The sequence below is a fragment of the Novosphingobium naphthalenivorans NBRC 102051 genome, from assembly GCF_001590985.1.
Classification (GTDB): Bacteria; Pseudomonadota; Alphaproteobacteria; order Sphingomonadales; family Sphingomonadaceae; genus Novosphingobium; species Novosphingobium naphthalenivorans.
In genome coordinates, this window is sequence record NZ_BCTX01000147.1 from 1 (window position 1) to 5,414 (window position 5,414).

Sequence of the window (5,414 nt, forward strand, 5' to 3'; positions counted from 1 at the left end):
CCACAATCACGACACCACCACCGATAATCCAACTGAAAACCAGAAATTCAGGCAGAAAGAAGAAAAAGCGCCGCATAAGAAAAGCCCTCTTCGACTGTCATAATCGACCAAATAGTTATGTCGATTATGACAGTCATAGTCAACCGATAATCGGAAGCCTGCGGATCGCAAACCCGGTAACATAAGCAGACAGAATAAGCGGAATACCGACATCGAGACGCAGCAGGCCGATGAAATAAAGAGCCCCGGAGCCTATGCCAGATATCGAAGACTGCAACGTATCGGTAGGGTTTCCAACTTCCGTTAGCTTTTCAAGCATGTATTGCGTTGCCTCCGTTGTGACAAACAGCAGAACGCCAAAGACAATTACCTTGAATACAAGGGCACGAAGAACCCACCCAAGAACAGTATTAAATGCGGAAATAAGAATAGCGTACATGGTTAGGCCCTCAAAATGACGACGCAAGCCGCCATGGTCCAAACGGCTATCATTGCGGCACCGATCACGCTGCGCCAATCCTCAAAGAATTGGCAATGCTGATCCAGAGTAAACGTCTCACCGTTCCAATCGAAACTATCCGTGGGACAAGTGCCACCGGGGATGTCCAAAGACCCAATCGCCGGAAACCACGTAAATAACGGATCAGCAATTTCCGCCCAAGTGGGTGCATCATCCAACGTAGGCTGAGCAATACCCGGATCACCGCCGAGGTCGGAAATCGGATTAGCGTTTGGCGCCGGATCAAGAGCAGGATCGCCGATAGTCGCAGGATCATCGGTCGGAATATTTACGTTGTCAGGAAACGTGATCGACGGTTGATCCCCGGCATTAAAGAGTGGGTCCGCCAGATCGGCCACCTGAGGCCAAGCTGCGGGATCAGCGACGCGGACAGCCTCCGCGTCAGCGTGCGTGATCGGATCGTTAATCGAATACGGGAGGCCGTTATAGCCCGGCGTCTGAGCTGCGGCCTGCCAAAGCTTATTCGCCGTATCCGCTACCACATCTGGGTTCACCTCTTGGCTTTGGCGAGATGTAGGCAGCTGACTGAAGTAATACCACGCATCGCTCTGGTACGGTTCGTAACCTAATGTCGGAATTGTAGGTATGAAATTTGAACCGGTGTCTGCTGACTTCATTGCAACAGGTTGTGCCTGATCATTTCGACCCACGTTGTTGATAGCTACTCCGCCATTAGAAGCAGTATATTTCGTGCTATCAAAGAACGACAAACTTTGAGTGATAGCGGGATAAACGACGCCAGTGTTCGGGTCCTGGTACGCTGCCCGCTTGATCACCCAACCGGTTTGAGATTGATCCCAGAAAAAATGACCAGCACCGGGCCTTCCGCGAAGATCAACCTGCTTATTGATGAAGTTCAACAAGCAAACGACCAACGAATATTCCACCTGCCCAACACAAATAACATTCTTGTAAACCGGATATTGAATTTCCCCGGCAGCGGGACTTTGATCAGCGTCCATTCCAACGTTAACAAATCGGGCATATGTATTGCCACTACCAACCTGATCGAACTTAATACTGGCCGGATTGAAGGTCAGTTGATAAATGCCTTGCGACGCCTGCGAAGGCGTAGTGTTGGCGGAAAGCCTCAGATTTCCGAAATTCTGAGTATCCGGGGAACCGAGGACAGTCCCGTTGCCCTCGTAACGTGTCTGGATCGAAGGAAAGCCGCTGTTCAGCCCGAAATAGGTAATTGCGCCCACGGCAAGGCCGCCCAGAATGATAGAGCCCCAACCAATAGGCGTGCCAAAAGCGATAGCCGCACCGGCCGAGATAGCGAGATCAGTGCCAGCAGCACCAAGACCGGAAAGAGTGGCATTAACGACATTGTCATTAGCAGCGAACCCCATGCGCTTGGCGCGATTCATGATCACGCGCGTAACAGCATTGTTGAACCGGCCAGCACCCGCCGCTTTGGCAAGCGCCTGCGAGTTGGCACGCTCGACCATCAAACAGGACTGAATGACCACGAAAACGATCAGCGCGCGCCGCCAGTTAAACCGCTCACGGAAATACCGGAGGACCATCCTAGCGACCCTCCCCCGAGCGAAGCCCAGCGATCACGACGCAGGCAGTTACGATCCCGGCAACAGTAGCGAGCAAATTCCACCAGACCTGTACCACGGACAGCCCTCCTCAAAGGAAAGGGGGACGGGGACCAACCCGCCCCCCCGGGGTGAACATCGATAGAGCGGCGGAGCTCAGGCGCCGCCGACGATCCGGCGAACGTACTTCACCGCCACCATGGACAGCTTGATCCCGAGGCCGAGGGCACCGGCAGCGAGAATCGCCGGGCCGACAGTCGAGAAATCGACAGCGGCAGACAGATCCGTGAGATCGGGAGGCGTGGCAAAAGCCGGAGCCGCAGCGATCGCGGAGGCCACTGCGACCGATGCAGCGGCAACGAGGTTCAGTTTCTTCATTGAGCAAAGCCCCTATGGTCGATGCCGGGAGAGCGCCCGGCGCGCACCTGGACGAAGCAACGCCGCCCAGATTTCGGGACGCAAACGAAGATCAGCTATCCCCAACGATTTTCCAGAGGCTCCCAACCGCATAAGCGGCCAGATAAATTCCGATCAAAGCCGCGATAGGCCACGCGAAAAACTCACCGGCTTCGGCATAGTTGAACGGCACGGCCATGGCCTCCAGTTCAGCGACCTCCGACGCAGTAAGCTGCGGAATTTCCACCATCGTTGGAATGTAGCCCACCCCGGACACAGAGCCGCAGGGCGCTACAGCGATATTATCGACCGCTGGCCGACAAACGAGCATGATTTCCGTTTGCACGAGCGGTCTACTTAAGAGGCCGCCGCCAATTTCGCAGAACCGGGCTTCGGAAGGCCGGCCACCCACTCATCGAGCGGAACCAATTCAAGCTTCGACGGGATGATATTGAGATAACCCCACTCGTTAATTTTCCAGCAATCGCCCGCGAGGCCGTAGAAGCCAGGACGAAGAGGCCCGGAATTGGGAGGCAACTTGACGGTGAACGTCAGCGGGTACTTGCCACCCCCGTGCAGGAAGCATTGCTGTTTGGGGTCCGAGAAGCCCGGGCGACCGTCATAATTCGTAGGCTTGGCGGGCGTGAAACCGGTCTCGGCAACTTCGACGTAAAGCATAAGAACAAACTCCAGAGTTTGCCCTTCATCCCATCGCACTCTAAGAATCACGGTTCGAGTCTGGGCGCAAGCCCAAAACGAAAACGGGGACCGGCCCGCAGACCGATCCCCGTTAGTGGTGCGATGGCGGGTAGAGCTTAGGCCGCCATCAACGCTGATGTGAGATCGTCGGCCCAGATGGGATGAAGGGCAGGTTTTGCTGTGACGATCCGCATCAGCGGCACCACGTTCGATTTTGGAGGCGGCTGTTTGATGTCGAAACCACACGCCGCCAGAATGTCCTTACGCAGGCGGTAAAACGACCGGTGCGACATGCCTTCGCGCAGATCATTGCCCGCCTTCCACGCCGCGATTGCATGCTGATGGCGAGGCTTGAGGCCCGCCATCTTCGTATCGATCAAGTCTAAATTCATCTCCAAAGCTCCAAAATCCAAACGATCAACGTACAAGGCCCACACGTAGGCAACCATTTCCGGGGACCACGCCCCGACTTTACGCAGTTTAAGCCTTTTCAGTTCCGGTGTCAGCAAAGTTAATTCGACACGAACCGTCCGAAGAAGTTCTTCATGGGCGCCGGGAACACCAGCAAGACGCGACCAAAGCATTGGATCGTTCTTGCGAATTTCTTCGCCTTTCCAATAGATTTTCAATTTCCAGTCAGGCTGACGCTTTCCTTTGTCGACATAGCCGTAATACAGCGTCTCGGGCTTGTTCGCGTGAAACGTGCCCCGACCACGGTAAGGCACAAACACACGTTCCTGCATGGCCTGCAGGAAGGGCAGAACATCCCCTTCCCTGTCCAACAGCCAGTGACTGGTGAGGTCGATCCGCTGAATGTCCGCCAAGCCGTAATCCGCCCAACCAACTTTGATCCCCAAGGCGTCACCGACCTTGGCAACCGTACGCTCAAGAAGGTCAAGAGGATCGGCGGGACCGAACAAATTATGACCTTGAAGGAACTTCGACGGATTGCCGTCCAGTTGCAGCCCATAACGATGTCGGCTGACTGGCAATTCCTCGTCGTCGATATCACGCCCCATCACATTACGAACGCTGTAGCTGGAGGAGTGGCTGCCCTGCACCCGAAGCCGCTTGGCCGTTGCCCATTCCAGCGAGCCGTCTTGTCGAACACTCATGACGTGGCCAGCGTCGATAACCTGACCGAACGGATCGGGACACTCGACCTTGAGCCAATCAACCATAACCGTCACGCGGGCATCTCCCGCGCAATGAGAACCTCGACACAAGAACGCGCATCGAAATCGCCAGTCGCAAAGCGAACCGCTTCACCCCTGCCAGAAGCCCGACCAGACCAAGGCCGAGCGTTCCCCCCATCAACACGAAACCAGACCCACCAAAAACGTATCCGCGTTTCACATACAGGCCCAAAAAGACCGCCCGCAGAATATCTATTATCATTCCACTATGGGAAATGAGACCGCGGCCCCCCTCACGCCCCTCAGTGCCAAAAAACGTGAAGTTTCAGCGCAACCGCTTCACATAGAGCCCGGTGTCGCGCTTGTCGGTCGCGAAGTTCGGCAAGGACTGCACCAGTTCCGACAAGCGCGAGAAGCCGTAGCTGCGCGCGTCGAAGCTGGACCGGTTGGCCACCCTCTGCCCGATCTCTGACAGACTGGCGAACCCGTCCTCATCGCGCGTGCTGGCACGCCAGGCATCGCCGAGCAGCTTGACCAGCTCGGCATCGACCACGGGCACCGACGGTGTCTTGCCGGCGCTTTCCTGTTCTTCCTTGCTCGCCAAGGCATCGAGATCGATGAACCGGGTGCACGCTTCGCGAAAAGCTTCCGGCGTGCGCCGCGTGCCGAAGCCATAGACCGGCGTGCCGTTCTGGCGAATACGGATCGCCAGCGGCATGAAATCGCTGTCGCTGGTCATGAGGCCGAAGCCATCCACGTGCCCATCATAGAGCAGGTCCATGGCATCGATCGTCATTTTCATGTCGGTGGCGTTCTTGCCTTTGGTGAGGTCGAACTGCTGCTGCGGTTCCAGCGCATAGCGATGGACCAGCGCAGCCCAGCCTTTTAGCCCCGGCCGGCTCCAGTTGCCGTAGATCCGCCGCACGTTGACCGTACCGAGATCGCCCAGGATCGTCAGCGCCGTTTCGAGCGTGGAAGGCGAGGCATTGTCGGCGTCTATGAGCAGCGCGATGTTGCGGCCCCTGCGGGGACTGACGGAGGCCATGGGCGTTCCTTCGGGCAAGCGTTACCGGTTCGGCGGCAAGCAATAGCCATAAGTTCAGCGCCTTGCACTAG

The 5,414-nt window shown here is 56.4% G+C and carries 7 protein-coding genes; all 7 read right to left on the reverse strand.

Annotation, left to right across the window (positions count from 1 at the left end; genetic code table 11):
- Positions 1 to 139: 139 nt before the first annotated feature.
- The 7 genes from NN5_RS23910 to NN5_RS23940 all read right to left on the reverse strand — a co-directional run bounded on the left by NN5_RS23910 (position 140) and on the right by NN5_RS23940 (position 5,343).
- Positions 140 to 439 carry a DUF2523 family protein gene (locus tag NN5_RS23910; RefSeq protein WP_067739077.1) on the reverse strand — a complete coding sequence of 100 codons (300 nt, stop codon included), beginning with the start codon at positions 437 to 439 and terminating at the stop codon, positions 140 to 142.
- A 2-nt stretch (positions 440 to 441) separates the two neighbouring features.
- Positions 442 to 2,049 (reverse strand): hypothetical protein, encoded by a 1,608-nt coding sequence (locus tag NN5_RS23915; protein WP_067739080.1) that lies wholly within the window; start codon positions 2,047 to 2,049, stop codon positions 442 to 444.
- A 174-nt stretch (positions 2,050 to 2,223) separates the two neighbouring features.
- A complete protein-coding gene (locus NN5_RS23920; RefSeq protein WP_067739083.1) occupies positions 2,224 to 2,445 on the reverse strand; it encodes a hypothetical protein in 222 nt (73 codons plus the stop codon).
- Between the two features lie 91 nt (positions 2,446 to 2,536).
- Complete coding sequence (locus NN5_RS23925) at positions 2,537 to 2,809, reverse strand: hypothetical protein (RefSeq protein ID WP_157081313.1); 273 nt, start codon at positions 2,807 to 2,809, stop codon at positions 2,537 to 2,539.
- A gap of 11 nt (positions 2,810 to 2,820) precedes the next feature.
- Positions 2,821 to 3,141 carry a single-stranded DNA-binding protein gene (locus NN5_RS23930; protein WP_067739088.1) on the reverse strand — a complete coding sequence of 107 codons (321 nt, stop codon included), beginning with the start codon at positions 3,139 to 3,141 and terminating at the stop codon, positions 2,821 to 2,823.
- Between the two features lie 137 nt (positions 3,142 to 3,278).
- Positions 3,279 to 4,343 carry a phage/plasmid replication protein, II/X family gene (locus NN5_RS23935; protein WP_067739091.1) on the reverse strand — a complete coding sequence of 355 codons (1,065 nt, stop codon included), beginning with the start codon at positions 4,341 to 4,343 and terminating at the stop codon, positions 3,279 to 3,281.
- Positions 4,344 to 4,623: 280 nt separating this feature from the next.
- A complete protein-coding gene (locus NN5_RS23940; protein WP_067739094.1) occupies positions 4,624 to 5,343 on the reverse strand; it encodes an NYN domain-containing protein in 720 nt (239 codons plus the stop codon).
- Between the last annotated feature and the right edge of the window lie 71 nt (positions 5,344 to 5,414).

Coding starts and splice junctions, on each gene's coding strand:
- NN5_RS23910 (WP_067739077.1), bottom strand. CDS start 439: ATGTACGCTATTCTTATTTCCGCATTTAATACTGTTCTTGGGTGGGTT.
- NN5_RS23915 (WP_067739080.1), bottom strand. CDS start 2,049: ATGGTCCTCCGGTATTTCCGTGAGCGGTTTAACTGGCGGCGCGCGCTG.
- NN5_RS23920 (WP_067739083.1), bottom strand. CDS start 2,445: ATGAAGAAACTGAACCTCGTTGCCGCTGCATCGGTCGCAGTGGCCTCC.
- NN5_RS23930 (WP_067739088.1), bottom strand. CDS start 3,141: ATGCTTTACGTCGAAGTTGCCGAGACCGGTTTCACGCCCGCCAAGCCT.
- NN5_RS23935 (WP_067739091.1), bottom strand. CDS start 4,343: ATGGTTGATTGGCTCAAGGTCGAGTGTCCCGATCCGTTCGGTCAGGTT.
- NN5_RS23940 (WP_067739094.1), bottom strand. CDS start 5,343: ATGGCCTCCGTCAGTCCCCGCAGGGGCCGCAACATCGCGCTGCTCATA.